The sequence below is a fragment of the Paenibacillus sp. JT31N11 genome, from assembly GCF_056269285.1.
The window spans coordinates 321,278-334,353 of sequence record NZ_JBWDNQ010000008.1 but is presented as its reverse complement, the minus strand read 5'-3'; the positions used below and the strand labels follow the sequence as shown (position 1 = coordinate 334,353).

The window sequence follows — 13,076 nt, the reverse complement described above, 5'->3', positions numbered from 1 at the left end:
CCCTTGTGGCTAAAATCCATGTGCTGGATGAGCAGTTGGCGAATCAGATTGCGGCGGGAGAGGTCGTGGAGCGGCCTTCTTCGGTAGTGAAGGAACTGGTCGAGAATGCGATTGACGCAGGCAGCACGACGATAGACATCGTGATTGAGGAGGGGGGCCTGACGCTGGTCCGCGTCACGGATAACGGCTCCGGGATCGATCCGGAGGATATTTCCATGGCGTTCTACCGCCATGCAACGAGCAAAATCTCCTCCGGCAAGGATCTGTTCCGGATTTCAAGCCTGGGCTTTCGCGGCGAAGCCCTGCCAAGTATCGCTGCCGTTGCCAAGGTCGAATGTATTTCATCACCGGATGCAACCGGACTTGGTAGGAGACTTGTTATTGAGGGAGGCAGCATTGTCCAGAATGAGGAGCATAATGCTCCGCAAGGGACGGATATTTCCGTTCGGGACTTATTCTACAATACACCGGCCCGTCTGAAGTATATGAAGACCATCCAGACCGAGATCGGTCACATCGCCGATTATGTGAACCGGCTGGCGCTCGCGCATCCCGGTATCGCGATTACGCTCAAGCATAATGGCGGACTCCTGCTGCGCACACTGGGCAGCGGTGACCGCCTCCAGACGTTTGCCGCGATATACGGGACGACAACAGCCAAAGCCATGCTGGCCATTGAAGGAGAGCATCCCGATTATGACCTGCGCGGTATCATATCCAAGCCGGAGCAAACCAGGGCCAACCGCAACGGGATTACCATTGTCGTCAATGGCCGTTATATCAGAAGCTATATCATCAATCAGGCAATTATGCAGGCTTACCATACGCTTTTGCCCATTAACCGTTATCCGTTTGCCGTGCTGGAGCTGGGGATGCATCCAAGCCTGCTGGATGTCAATGTGCATCCCTCCAAAATGGAAGTGCGCTTCAGCAAGGAGCCTGAGCTCCGCCAATTTATTGAACAAATCATCGTCGAGGCGCTCGGCAAGCAGCGCCATATTCCCGGCCCGTCCACGAACGAGCGTTCGAAGCCCGCATTTGTTCAGGATCGGATATCGTTCCACCAGCCGGAGCCGTCCGCCTCACCGGATGTCAGAATAAGCTCGGCCGGGGATATCCGCGATGAACCGCAGAGGGGGAATGCTCCCGGTATACCGGGCGGCAGTGCGCAGCCGTCACGAGCCGCTGCCGGACGCGGCTCGCTTGATTGGCAGAGCGGACGCACGGTTATTCCCAGAGATGCGACGGAGAGGCTTTATGCGCCGCCTGCGGCGCGCAGCGACAATGTAATCCGGGAAACGGCCGCAGGTGCGCTGGTAGAGCGAAAACCAGGCGCAACGGTTGCCGGAGGATTGACCGGTATGACAGGCAGCGAGCCTACTCCCCATATATTCGGAGATTCCGGGAGCGGCGAAGAAACGTCGTTTTCGGAGACGGACAGGCCGGAACATTCCTTTCTTCCTCCTGAATCAGGTGATGCCTCCGGCGTCGCCGGCTCAGCCGGCAGCATGTCCGAGTCGCCATCAGGCAACGGGCTGTTTCCCGAGCTTTACTGGGTCGGGCAGCTTCATGGCACATATCTTGTTGCGCAAAATGAGGACGGGCTGTTCCTGATTGATCAGCATGCGGCCCACGAGCGCATTCATTATGAATATTATTTCGAGAAGTTCAGCCATCCCGAGCAGGCCAGCACCCAGTTGCTGGTGCCGATTACGCTGGAATTCACGCCCACCGAAGCGGCGGCGCTGCGAGACCGTTTGCCGGTTATGGAGAAGGCTGGAGTTGAGCTGGAGCCTTTTGGCAGTCATGCTTTTCTTGTTCGTGCATACCCGCAGTGGCTCCCGGTAGGGGACGAGCAGTCGGTCATTGAGGAAATGATAGAGTGGTTGCTGAGTGAAAAAGCGGGTGTAGACATCGGGAAGCTGCGCGAGAAATCGGCCATCATGTGCTCCTGCAAAGCTTCGATCAAGGCCAATGACCGCCTGACCCGCGAGCAGGGGGAAGGTCTGATCCGGCGGCTTGCCAGCTGCCGGCAGCCTTATACCTGTCCTCACGGGAGACCGATTGTTGTGCATATGTCGACCTATCAGCTGGAGAAAATGTTCAAGCGGGTGATGTCATGATCATCACCACCCCGCATAAGCCATCCTCCGCGCTTGAGGATTATGCCGCTTCATTGGCAAGCGAGCTGGGCGCCCGTTTTGTCGCGCGCAAGCAGGAATCCCTGACGCGGCTGCGGCTGCGCTATGGGGATAACCGCCTCCTTGTTGCAGATGACCGCGGACTGCGTTATTATGAGGAATCGGACAATCCGCTGTATTTCCATCCCAGCATGGCTTATGTCAGAGTCAAGCGGATGCGCAAGGGCGAGACAGATCCATTGATTCAGTTGACCGGCTGCCGCCCGGGCGATCATGTGGTGGATTGCACGGCTGGCCTCGCCTCGGATGCCATCGTATTCTCGTACGCCGTGGGCCAGGAAGGCAGGGTTACCGCGCTGGAAAGCGAGCAGGTGCTGTTCGCTGTTGTCAGAGAGGGCCTGCAGAGCTATCAAACCAGCCACTCTGATGTGAATGAGGCGCTTCGCCGGATCGAAATGCGCTGCATCGATCACAAGACTTGGCTGGCGGAACAGCCTGACAAGAGTGTCGATATTGTCTATTTTGATCCCATGTTCCGAAGGCCGCTTCACGATTCATCTTCGATTGTACCGCTGCGCGGACTTGCCAATCCGCATCCGCTCGATCCTGAATCAGTCTCACACGCCGTCCGGATTGCCCGCAAATCAGTCGTGATGAAAGAACATAAGGACAGCCGCGAATTCGAGCGCCTGGGCTTTACCAGAGAACATGCAAACAAAATTGCTTATGGAGTGATCAATACGCGATGAGCGCCGACAACAACCTCAATACGAAGCCGCGGCTGCTTGTGCTTATCGGTCCCACGGCTTCAGGCAAAACACGTATGAGCCTGGAAATTGCCAAGTCGTGGAATGCCGAGATTATATCCGGAGACTCTATGCAGGTATACCGAGGGATGGATATTGGGACGGCCAAAATCAAGGAAGAAGAATGTGAAGGCATACCTCATCACTTGATTGATATTTGCGATCCCGATTATCCGTTCTCCGTGGCTGAGTTTCAGGATCGCTGCGCGGATCTGATCAGGGATATTACGAGCCGCGGGAAGCTTCCGTTTATCGTCGGGGGAACTGGCCTATATGTGGAATCCGTCGCATACGGCTATGAATTTGCCGACAGCGGGTCGGATGAAGCTTTCCGGGAGGAGCAGGCGGATTATGCCTTGAGCCATGGCGCCGAGGCGCTTCATGCGCGGCTCCGGGCTGTCGATCCCGAGTCCGCCGAACGGCTGCATCCCCATGATCAGCGCCGCATCATACGCGCCCTGGAGGTCCTTCATCTGACGGGAATCACTCTTTCCGCACAGCTGGAGGGTCAGAAGAGGATCTCGCCTTACGAATTGTGCTTTCTCGGGCTTACCATGGACCGTGCAATGCTCTACGCCCGCATCAACGAAAGAGTGGACGCGATGATTGCCGATGGGCTGGTCGACGAAATGAGAGGCCTTCTGCAGCAGGGCGTCAAGCCCGGCGCAGTCTCCATGCAGGGATTGGGCTACAAGGAAATCGCCCTCTACCTTGAAGGCCATTTGTCGCTAGAGGAAGCAATCGTTCTGCTCAAGAGGGATACGCGCCGGTACGCCAAACGCCAACTCTCCTGGTTTCGAAGAATGAAGGATATCCACTGGATCGATTCATCTGAAAATTTTCACAAGAATTTGCTTGCAATTCATGATATAATAGCAGGAAAGTTTAGGGGCGAGCTTGAATATACTTCTAACCAATCTTTTTAATGATGGGGGTAACGGATAATGAACAAATCAATCAACATTCAGGATACGTTTCTGAACCAATTGCGTAAAGACAGCGTCCCGGTTACGGTATATTTGACCAATGGGTTCCAGATTCGCGGAGTCATCAAAGCATTCGACAATTTCACCATCGTCATTGATAGTGAAGGACGCCAGCAGATGGTGTACAAGCATGCGATTTCCACGTTTACCCCACAGCGCAATGTATCATTGGCACAGCAGGACACGAACAACGAGGCATAAGCCTTCAACCAACCCGTTTTGAAACTTTTTCTAAACGGGTTTCGTTTAATTGGATAGCGGCACGACAGAGCAACCCGCCAACGTGCAGGGTTGTTCTTTTCGTTTATGGCCCAATATTCGTTTATTTGCGGCCGCCGATGAGTACGCTTGCTGCAGCTTGGGTAAATCTGCTCCAGGATGGATTGCTTTTGCAGTAGTTAAGCACTATAGACGTATACACATAAAGCGAGAGATCACTCGCTGCGAGCAGGAGGGGAACCGGGCTATGGCTGATGCACCACGCACCAAGAAGAAACCGGTAAAGAAAAAAGCAAAGAAAAAATTTTCGGGCAAGAAGGCAGCAGTCTGGTTGTTTTTTACCGGCGCAGTCGCCATTATTTGCGGGATTATTGCATACTTGTTAGTTATTTTGAACGGAGAACGGATTCTCGCGGACAACCAGGATAAATTCGAGATGCCCGAGGCTTCGATCATTTATGATGCGAACGGCCAGGGAGTGACCAAGCTGTACAGGGAAAATCGCGAAAATGTGGAATTTGCCGAAATTCCCGAAATGATGAGAGATGCGTTCATTGCAACTGAGGACCGGCGTTTCGAAGAACATTCCGGTATCGATTTATGGTCAATCGGCCGGGCGCTGGTAAAGGACGTTGTATCACGCAGCGCGGCCGAGGGCGGAAGCACGATTACGCAGCAATTGGCCAAAAACCTGTTTTTAACGCAGGATAAAACGTTCTTCCGGAAAGCGACGGAGGCTTCCATTGCCGTTGCACTTGAGCATAAGAAAACGAAAGATGAAATATTAACGATGTATTTGAACCGTATCTTTTTTGGCAAAACCGCTTACGGCGTCAAGGCGGCTGCGAAGGTTTATTTCAACAAGCCGCTAGACAAGCTGGAGCTGTGGGAGATTGCGACCTTGGCCGGCATTCCGAAAGCGCCGAGCAATTATAATCCAATCAGCGATCCCGAGCGTTCCAAGGAGCGGCGGTCCGTCGTGCTCCAGTTGATGTATGATCAACACTATATCACCAAGGAACAAATGGATGAGGCAAATGCGAAAGTATATAACCCGAACACCGCGACGGCCAACAGCCAGAAATATCCCGCTTTTATTGATTTTGTGGTCAGTGAGGCAGAGGATAAATCAGGTTTGACTGAAGATGAGCTGCGCCAGGGCGGTTATAAAATCTACACGACGCTCAACACGACTGCGCAATCCATTATGGAAAAAGAATTCGCAGATCCGGATAATTTTGAGAAAAGCGTGGATGATCAGCAGGTGCAGGGTGCGATGGTTATTGTCGATCACCGCAACGGGAACATTCAGGGTCTCGTCGGAGGCCGCGATTACGAGAAGAAAGGCTTGAACCGTGTTAATGTGCCGCGTCAGCCGGGGTCGGGCTTCAAGCCGATTACCGTCTATGGGCCGGCAATCGATTCTGGGGACTGGTTCCCGTGGTCGACTGTACTGGATGAGAAAAAATGCTACGGCGATTACTGCCCAAGCGACTCCAATGGGAACAAATATATCGGACCGATCACCATCCGGCAGTCCATCAAGGAATCCCGCAACGCGTCTGCGGTATGGCTGCTCAATGAGATTGGCGTGAAGACAGGGCTTGATTTTGCCGACAAGCTGGGCTTTCATCTCGATGAGGAGAAAGACCGCAATCTGGCGATTGGACTTGGCGGGCTCACGAATGGCGTGACGCCGCTTCAGATGGCGGCGGCATACAGCGCCTTTGCCAATGACGGCAAATCCGTTGATCCCCATACGGTGCAGAAGATTGTAGATACGAATGACGAAACCGTTTATGAGTATGATCCGCCGGCAGCGAAGCAGGTAATGAAGAAGGAAACCGCTTATTACATGACGGATATTATGCAGGGCGTCCTGGAGAAAGGCGGAACGGGAACAGGAGCCAGAATTGACCGTCCTGTAGCGGGCAAAACCGGTACAACACAGCATGGCATTCCCAATTACAGCTCCGGTTATAACCGCGATGCCTGGTTCTCCGGTTTTACTGCGGAATGGACGGCCGTTGTATGGATGGGCTATGACAAAACAGACAAAGAGCATTTGCTGAAGCAAAGCAGCGGCCAATCAGCCGCTTTATTCGCAAAAGTCATGGAGCCGGCAATGAAAGGGATGCCGGTAAACGACTTTAAGAAACCGCCGGATATTCAGGTGGATGAGCCGAAACCGCCGACAACCGTTCAGAACCTGAATGCGGTATACGATCCGGCAAGCGTAACGGTCACCTTATCCTGGGATACGCTGGATGGCGCGGATAATACGTACCGTATCTATCGCAAAGAAGCCAATGAGCCGCAGTTCACACGCTTGATGGACACGATGGAAGCGGCCGGAAATAATGATATGAGCGTTGCCCCTGGACTTTCCTATGAGTATTATGTGACGGCTTATAATGCCAAGGAAGAGCTGGAGAGCGCCCCATCAGCAACAGTGAAGGTGGAGATACCGCCGGAGGAGCTGAATCCCCCGGGCACGGATGAACCGGTTCCTCCCCTTGATCCCAATGCGCCAACCGATCCCATAGATCCATCCAATCCGGGCAATGGCAATCCGGGTAATGGAGGTAATGGCAATGGCGGTATCGGCATCCCGGAAGATGGCACCGGCAACAACGGTAATGGCGGACCCGGCAATGGCGGTATCGGCATCCCGGATGATGGCACCGGCAACAACGACAATGGCGGACCTGGCAACGGCACCGGCAATCCGGGCAACGATGGCGGTCCAGGGAATAACGGACCCGGCAACGGCAATCCAGGCAGCGGTAATCCGGAAATCCCAGGCAATGCCGGACAGAATCCGGATAATGGAACGATGAATCCAGGTAACGGAAACCCGCCTGACAGCAATGTGCCGGACGACGGCAGCGGAACGGAGGGGCAGCAAACATTTGACGGCTTAAATCTCGGGGGAAACGGGAATCAGGGCGCAGTTGAAGGGACGGACAGTATTATTCCTCCTGATGGAGGAGAGGACGTCACCGATCCAAACACTGCTGAATAATTTACATTTCTGGTTTAGTAACACCGCATTGAGGCACAATAGTTCTATATAGAACCTATTGTTGAGCAACAGATGTTACCTCCCGCCATATAATAAGGGCAGGAAAGTCCCTTGCATATGCGGCTGCCTTGCTTAAACCAAAAATGAGTTATTTATCAAGTCTGCTGGAGATGGTTGAGAAGTTATGGTAAGCTTTTTTTGAAATATTATAAATGGTTGGAATTTACACTTGACCTTTTATGATACTTCAGTTGGGAATTGACCGGCATACCGCTGCAAGGAGCGGGTGTTTGTTTCTTCTCAGAGCTGTCTATTCTTTTGCAGATGCCTAATTCTTTAAGTGATCCTAACGGAAAGGTCGTTCCGTATGAAACGAAAATTTTCTGACCGAGCCAACTGGCGCCGCATTCTCCGCAGAAGCTATACCAGCATGAATATGGACGGCGATGAGTTTAAAGGAATGGTGACGTTATACCGCATTCACGAATTGCGTGAGCCGCTGTGGAAAGAATATAACGGACGAAAACTTTGTTTGGCAGACCGCGGGTATCTATGGATGCAGCATTTTCCCCGCGGCGAGCATTTCGTCGTCACCACGATGTTTGATGACAAGAACCGTGTCGTTCAATGGTATATCGATATCTGCAAAACACAGGGACTGACGGACCAGCAGGTTCCCTGGTTCGATGATTTGTATCTGGATGTTGTCGTTCTGCCCAGCGGAGAAGTTTTTCTGCTCGACGAGGACGAACTTGAAGAGGCTTTGCAGCAGGGAGTGGTGACGAATAAGGATGCCGCTCTCGCCCGCAAAACTGCCGGGAAGGTACTGTCCACCATCCGGAGCGGACGATTCCGATATTTCACACTCAGTCTGAAGCACCGCAAAGCCCTCGTCATGCAGAGCGGCGAAGTGAGCGAGTCTTGAGTGCCCAAGTTGTGAAGTCAAAGCCGCGCGCCAAAAAGCGATCCCGCAAAAAATTCCGCATGATCAGAATTATTTTGCGAATCGCTGTTTGGGTGGCGGCATTTGCTGCGTTCTGGTTCGGTTACTTGTTCTGGCTCATCAACAGCTATGAAATGCCAAAGCCGATTCCCAAAGCCGATGCTGCGATCGTGCTTGGAGCGGCGTTGTGGGATAATGTTCCGAGCCCTGGACTAAAGGAGCGGCTTGATTATGCGCTAACCTTGTACAAGCAGGGCATAACGAAGCAATTTATATTAACCGGCGGACATGACCATAACGGATCGACAATTACAGAAGCGGAAGGTATGAAAAACTACCTGGTCGCAAAAGGAGTCCCGGCTGGCCAGTTGATCCTTGAAAAGGATGCAAGAAGCACCTATGAGAATTTACTGTTCAGCAAACCGCTTGCCGAAGGGAAGGGCTGGGACAGCCTGCTCATCGTTACGCATGATTATCATTCTGCGAGGGCAGCTGACATTGCCAAATATGTTGGCTATTCTGATGCAGTGGTAGTGGGCTTCAAATCGCAGGTGCTTTCCGTCGCGAAGAACCAGTCGCGTGAATTGTTGGCATTCACCAAGTGGAAGCTGGATTCTCTGCTGCTGCGCTTCGGTCTTCAGTCTCCGGATACACCCTTCTAAACACCATTTAAACATCATTCCCGACCTTGTCTTTGGAAACTGTTAATATGGCTGGTTTCGCTAGAATACAATGGATCAAGCGGCGCATGCGAGCTTTAAGCGGTCCTTGTATCCTCTCGCACGCATGATGACCGATTATGTGGATGCGAAGGATGGGTGATCGTATAGATGAACGAACGTGTCGTATCTTCAGGGCAGTCCGGTACTTCCAGGCCCTCAAGACAAATCAATGTCGTGCTGCGCGGCCAGGAGCCTAATGCGGCTGCAAGCTCCGCCCAGACGCTGGAGACGGAACCTGCCGCATCTGCCCTTAAAGCTATTCCTGCCAACGACCCGTACGCCGAGATTCAACGCGAGCTCGATCCTATGGTGGGACTTGAGAATGTCAAGCTGCTGGTTTATGAAATTTTTGCGCTGCTTCAAATCAGCAGAATGCGCTCCGATGTAGGCTTGTCCGGGGGATCGCATGTTTATCATATGATATTCAAAGGCAATCCCGGAACGGGAAAAACGACCATTGCCCGCATCATAGCCAAACTAATGAACAAAATGGGCGTTCTTACAAAAGGACATTTGATTGAAGTGGAGCGGGCTGATCTGGTTGGCGAATATATTGGCCACACGGCACAAAAAACGCGTGATCTCGTGCGGAAGGCTCTGGGCGGCGTGCTTTTTGTAGACGAGGCGTACAGTCTGGCCCGGGGCGGAGAAAAGGATTTTGGCAAGGAAGCCATCGATACACTTGTCAAAGCCATGGAGGATCACCGCAATCAGTTTGTGCTGATTCTGGCCGGTTACCCTCTGGAAATTGAGGATTTTCTGATGACCAATCCAGGCCTGCCGTCACGTTTTCCGATCCAAATTGATTTTCCCGATTATTCCATCGATCAGCTGATCCAAATCGCTGAGCTGATGGCCGCCCAGCGGGACTATACCTTAATGCCACAATCGCTCTTCAAGCTTCGGCAGCATCTTATGCAGGAGAAGACGGCTTCCCTGTATTCGTTCAGCAATGCCCGTTATGTCCGCAATTCGATCGAGAAGGCTTTTCGTTATCAAGCGGTGAGATTGTTGAATCAGTATCAGAGCGGTTCTCCAAGTAAAATGGAATTAATGGCTATCAGGCCCGAGGACTTGAAATGGGAACAGAAATAAAGGCCGGAAAGGGTAGGCGCTTGATATGAGACAAACAACATATGATACAGACAATGAGCTGCGCGACCGCGTCATACTTGTCAGTCTGGTTACTTCCGAGGTAAAGAGAGGGGACGCCGATCCCGAGCTGTCCCTTCAGGAGCTTGTGAGCCTGGCGGAGACGGCTGGAAGTGACGTGCTCTCCACCATGACGCAGAACAAGGAAACAAGAGACCCGAAGTGGTTTATCGGCAAAGGGAAAGTGGAGGAGCTCAGGGCTGTAGCAGAGGAGCTTGGCGCGACTACAGTGATTTTTGACCAGGAGCTGTCCGGGGCGCAGGTGAGAAACCTGGAAGCGGCGCTTGATCTGAAAATCATTGACCGTACTCAGCTGATTCTGGATATCTTCGCCCAGCGCGCCAAAACCCGCGAGGGAATTATCCAGGTGGAGCTTGCTCAGCTAAGCTATTTGCTGCCGCGTTTGTCCGGGCAAGGCAAGAATCTGTCGCGTCTGGGCGGGGGGATTGGCACGAGAGGTCCCGGTGAAACAAAGCTGGAAACGGACCGCCGGCATATACGCGATCGAATCAACGATTTGAAGTCTGTGCTGGATGAGCTTGTCCGTCATCGCAACCTGCACCGGGAACGCCGCCGCAAGTCAGGTGTCCAGCAGGTTGCCTTGGTGGGCTACACCAATGCGGGAAAGTCCACGCTGCTTCGCGAATTGACCAAGGCGGATGTGTATGTGGAGGATCAGTTGTTTGCCACGCTTGATCCGACCTCGCGCAGCTTGGAGCTGCCAAGCGGCAAAGAAGTAGTGCTGACCGACACTGTCGGCTTTATTCAGAATCTGCCCCATGACCTGATCGCGGCCTTCCGGGCCACGCTTGAAGAGGTGCTCGAGGCGGATCTTGTGCTGCATGTCGTCGACAGCTCATCCCCCATGCGGGACGAACAGATGGCTGTGGTGGACAAGATCCTTACGGACCTGGGTGCAGCAGGAAAGCCGCAGCTGACGATTTTCAACAAAATTGACAAATACAACCGCGATGAATTGGGGATGCTGCCCACCAAGGGGCTGGATGCTCTGGAAATCAGCGCATTCTCTGCCGATGATCTGCTTCGTTTGCGAGAAGCCATCCAGGAGAATATGACGGGAGACACGCGGACATTTGTGCTTCCGGCGGAACGCGGCGATCTGATCGCTTTAGCTTACCGGACCGGAGAAGTTACGAAGCAGGAAGTGGACGGCGATTTGCTCAGACTGACTGTTGAATTAAATAAACAGGATTATGAAGTGCATGGGTACAAGCTGGAAGCCTATTCCGAACAGTAGAGGTTCTTCAAGAGCCTGACAGCACGGATATGATCAGGGGAGCGACAAAACAATTGGTTGAGCAGGAGAATAAGGACTGGAGAACACTTGAGCAGTGGGCGGATGCCGCCGAGGACCAAGCTGCTCCCGTGTTTCGCAGGATGGACAAAATTGCCGAGCGGAATCAATGGAAGGTCATTAAGGCCTTTCAAAAACACCGCGTCAGCGACTTTCATTTCAATGGATCTACAGGGTATGGCTATAATGACCACGGACGTGAAGTGCTTGATCTGGTGTATGCCGATGTTTTCGGGGCAGAGGCGGCGCTGGTGCGTCCGCATTTTGTCTCAGGCACGCATACGATCAGCTGCGCCTTGTTCGGGCTTCTGCGGCCGGGTGACGAGCTGCTGTACATAACGGGAAGACCGTATGACACGCTGCATAAGGTGATCGGCAAACCGGATGACGGGACGGGTTCTCTTCAGGATTTTGGTATTCGGTATGCGGAGGTGGATTTGACCGCAGATGGCTCCATTGATTGGGACCGGGTCACCGCTAGCATTTCCGGGAAAACCAAAGTAATCGGGATTCAACGCTCCCGCGGATACGAATGGCGTTCCTCCTTCACGGTGGCTGAAATAGCCGAGATGGTGAAACGGGTAAAGGCAATTAAGCCGGAGCTTCTTGTCTTTGTCGATAACTGCTATGGAGAATTTACGGAAGAACTGGAGCCGACGGAAGTTGGAGTGGATTTGCTTGCAGGCTCGCTGATCAAGAATCCGGGAGGCGGATTGGCTCCTACAGGCGGTTATGTGGCCGGAACGAAGGATGCGGTCGACAAAACGGCTTACCGGTTGACAGCGCCGGGAATCGGCGGGGAAGTCGGCGCTACGCTCGGTACGCTGCGCGCCATGTTCCAGGGATTGTTTCTGGCGCCGCATCTGGTTGGACAAGCATTGAGAGGCAGCGCGTTTGCGGCTGCCATGTTCGAGCGTATCGGCTTTGAGACCCATCCATCGTGGGACGCCAGACGTACTGATCTCATTCAGGCGGTGCGTTTTACAAATACGGAACAGCTCATCGCATTCGTCCAGGGGATTCAGCGCGCTGCTGCGGTAGATTCCCATGTAGTTCCCGAGCCATGGGACATGCCGGGCTACGAATATCCCGTCATTATGGCAGCGGGAACGTTCATGCAGGGGGGGAGCTTGGAGCTGTCGGCAGATGCTCCGATTCGTGAGCCATTCATTGCTTATATGCAGGGCGGGCTTACATATGCCCATGTCAAATACGGTGTTCTGAAGGCCTTGTCGACTCTTGCAGAACGAGAGTTAATTGTAATTAAACCTCACACATCTTGACAGATTTTTGGGAGAGGGGTACAATAGGGGCATATCTCGGATACTGGAAGGTTGATGTGACATGGCTGACGATATACGTAGAAATATGGCGCTTTTTCCAATCGGAATCGTCATGAAACTAACCGATCTGACTGCTCGGCAAATTCGTTATTACGAGCAGCATGAGCTGATTATTCCCGCACGTACGGGGGGCAACCAGCGGTTATTTTCGTTCAATGATGTGGAAAGGCTGCTGGAAATCAAATCACTCATTGAGAAGGGCGTCAATATTGCCGGTATCAAGCAGGTCATGAATCCCGTTTCCAAGGAATCGGAGGAAGCGACCGTCCTGAGTGAGCAATCTGAGGTGAAGCGTCGTGAATTGTCAGACGCACAGCTGCATCGTCTGCTGAAGCAGCAGCTGCTGGAGAAGAGACCGGGCAAAGCCTCCATGATTCAAGGCCAACTGTCTCGATTCTATAACAAAAAGTAAAATACGCACTAC

General features: G+C 52.8%; 11 protein-coding genes. All 11 read left to right on the top strand.

Annotation, left to right across the window (positions count from 1 at the left end; all coding sequences use genetic code 11):
- Positions 1 to 5 precede the first annotated feature (5 nt).
- The 11 genes from mutL to AC0YNV_RS25835 all read left to right on the top strand — a co-directional run bounded on the left by mutL (position 6) and on the right by AC0YNV_RS25835 (position 13,064).
- On the top strand, positions 6 to 2,123 hold the full coding sequence (mutL, locus tag AC0YNV_RS25885; RefSeq protein WP_475770601.1) for a DNA mismatch repair endonuclease MutL: 2,118 nt from the start codon (positions 6 to 8) through the stop codon (positions 2,121 to 2,123).
- On the top strand, positions 2,120 to 2,890 hold the full coding sequence (locus tag AC0YNV_RS25880) for a class I SAM-dependent methyltransferase (RefSeq protein ID WP_475770600.1): 771 nt from the start codon (positions 2,120 to 2,122) through the stop codon (positions 2,888 to 2,890). Before mutL ends, AC0YNV_RS25880 begins: the two co-directional genes overlap by 4 nt.
- The gene (miaA, locus tag AC0YNV_RS25875; protein ID WP_475770599.1) at positions 2,887 to 3,873 is read left to right on the top strand and encodes a tRNA (adenosine(37)-N6)-dimethylallyltransferase MiaA; all 987 of its coding nucleotides are present in this window, start codon (positions 2,887 to 2,889) and stop codon (positions 3,871 to 3,873) included. Before AC0YNV_RS25880 ends, miaA begins: the two co-directional genes overlap by 4 nt.
- 18 nt (positions 3,874 to 3,891) lie before the next feature.
- Positions 3,892 to 4,134 carry an RNA chaperone Hfq gene (hfq, locus tag AC0YNV_RS25870; protein ID WP_475770598.1) on the top strand — a complete coding sequence of 81 codons (243 nt, stop codon included), beginning with the start codon at positions 3,892 to 3,894 and terminating at the stop codon, positions 4,132 to 4,134.
- Positions 4,135 to 4,399: 265 nt separating this feature from the next.
- Positions 4,400 to 7,177, top strand: a complete 2,778-nt coding sequence (locus AC0YNV_RS25865) for a transglycosylase domain-containing protein (RefSeq protein ID WP_475770597.1) — start codon at positions 4,400 to 4,402, stop codon at positions 7,175 to 7,177.
- A 367-nt stretch (positions 7,178 to 7,544) separates the two neighbouring features.
- Positions 7,545 to 8,102, top strand: coding sequence for a ribonuclease FAU-1 family protein (locus AC0YNV_RS25860; RefSeq protein ID WP_210040522.1), 558 nt, complete (start codon positions 7,545 to 7,547; stop codon positions 8,100 to 8,102).
- Positions 8,099 to 8,782 (top strand): YdcF family protein, encoded by a 684-nt coding sequence (locus tag AC0YNV_RS25855; RefSeq protein WP_475770596.1) that lies wholly within the window; start codon positions 8,099 to 8,101, stop codon positions 8,780 to 8,782. The genes AC0YNV_RS25860 and AC0YNV_RS25855 overlap by 4 nt, the downstream gene beginning before the upstream one ends.
- A gap of 168 nt (positions 8,783 to 8,950) precedes the next feature.
- Positions 8,951 to 9,937: an AAA family ATPase gene (locus AC0YNV_RS25850; RefSeq protein ID WP_475770595.1), complete on the top strand. Its 987-nt coding sequence runs from the start codon at positions 8,951 to 8,953 to the stop codon at positions 9,935 to 9,937.
- Positions 9,938 to 9,962: 25 nt separating this feature from the next.
- A complete protein-coding gene (hflX, locus tag AC0YNV_RS25845) occupies positions 9,963 to 11,252 on the top strand; it encodes a GTPase HflX (protein ID WP_210040526.1) in 1,290 nt (429 codons plus the stop codon).
- Positions 11,253 to 11,281: 29 nt separating this feature from the next.
- On the top strand, positions 11,282 to 12,592 hold the full coding sequence (locus AC0YNV_RS25840; protein WP_475770594.1) for a methionine gamma-lyase family protein: 1,311 nt from the start codon (positions 11,282 to 11,284) through the stop codon (positions 12,590 to 12,592).
- A 61-nt stretch (positions 12,593 to 12,653) separates the two neighbouring features.
- Positions 12,654 to 13,064: a MerR family transcriptional regulator gene (locus AC0YNV_RS25835; RefSeq protein ID WP_210040531.1), complete on the top strand. Its 411-nt coding sequence runs from the start codon at positions 12,654 to 12,656 to the stop codon at positions 13,062 to 13,064.
- The last annotated feature ends 12 nt before the right edge of the window (positions 13,065 to 13,076 follow it).

Bases quoted from the DNA above. Each gene is read 5' to 3' on its own strand.
- AC0YNV_RS25860 (WP_210040522.1), top strand. From the start codon at position 7,545: ATGAAACGAAAATTTTCTGACCGAGCCAACTGGCGCCGCATTCTCCGC.
- hfq (WP_475770598.1), top strand. From the start codon at position 3,892: ATGAACAAATCAATCAACATTCAGGATACGTTTCTGAACCAATTGCGT.
- miaA (WP_475770599.1), top strand. From the start codon at position 2,887: ATGAGCGCCGACAACAACCTCAATACGAAGCCGCGGCTGCTTGTGCTT.
- AC0YNV_RS25865 (WP_475770597.1), top strand. From the start codon at position 4,400: ATGGCTGATGCACCACGCACCAAGAAGAAACCGGTAAAGAAAAAAGCA.
- AC0YNV_RS25835 (WP_210040531.1), top strand. From the start codon at position 12,654: ATGGCTGACGATATACGTAGAAATATGGCGCTTTTTCCAATCGGAATC.
- AC0YNV_RS25850 (WP_475770595.1), top strand. From the start codon at position 8,951: ATGAACGAACGTGTCGTATCTTCAGGGCAGTCCGGTACTTCCAGGCCC.
- AC0YNV_RS25840 (WP_475770594.1), top strand. From the start codon at position 11,282: ATGATCAGGGGAGCGACAAAACAATTGGTTGAGCAGGAGAATAAGGAC.
- AC0YNV_RS25880 (WP_475770600.1), top strand. From the start codon at position 2,120: ATGATCATCACCACCCCGCATAAGCCATCCTCCGCGCTTGAGGATTAT.
- hflX (WP_210040526.1), top strand. From the start codon at position 9,963: ATGAGACAAACAACATATGATACAGACAATGAGCTGCGCGACCGCGTC.